1 protein-coding gene is annotated in these 575 nt (G+C 49.7%); it reads left to right on the top strand.

Annotation, left to right across the window (positions count from 1 at the left end; all coding sequences use genetic code 11):
- Positions 1 to 575 (top strand): VCBS domain-containing protein (locus R7Z49_RS26620; protein ID WP_318112665.1); only part of this gene is annotated, 575 nt, incomplete at both ends.

The following is a 575-nucleotide window of genomic DNA, read 5'->3' as shown; positions in this document are numbered from 1 at the left end:
CAATTTGCAACAACGCAAGGTTCTGATGGTGTCGTTAGTTATCAATTGGATGCTTCTGCCGACCCGGCTGCAGGGCTGACGTCTCAAGGCGTCGCGGTAACGATGACTGAAACGGCCAACCCAGACGGCAGTTTTACTTATCAAGCCACCGCGGGTGGTAAAGCCGTCTTTACCTTGATTGTTAACGCAGATGGTTCTTATAACTTTACGCTAGAAGGCCCTATCGACCATGCCAATGGTAGTGACGAGCTAACTCTGAACTTCCCGATTATTGCGACCGATTTTGATGGTGACACCAGCTCCACGGTAATCCCAGTGACCATCGTAGATGACCAACCAACCATCACAAACGTCGATGCCATTATGGTTGATGAAGACGATTTATCGGGCGTTGGTTCTGCTCAAGATGGTGTCGTTTCTATTGACGGTAAATTCACCACAACAGAAGGCTCTGCTCGAGTGGTGAGCTCTCAACTTGCTTCCTCGACGGATCCTGTTGCTGGCCTTACCTCACATGGTCAAGCGGTTGTACTCGTAGAAACGGCAAATGCTGACGGCAGTTTCACTTACAGTGC

Origin of the sequence: Vibrio sp. 1562 (genome assembly GCF_033340155.1) — a bacterium.
In the GTDB taxonomy this organism is placed as follows: Bacteria; Pseudomonadota; Gammaproteobacteria; order Enterobacterales; family Vibrionaceae; genus Vibrio; species Vibrio alginolyticus.
Note: the sequence above shows the minus strand (reverse complement) of the source record. Positions and strands in the feature narration are given on the sequence as shown.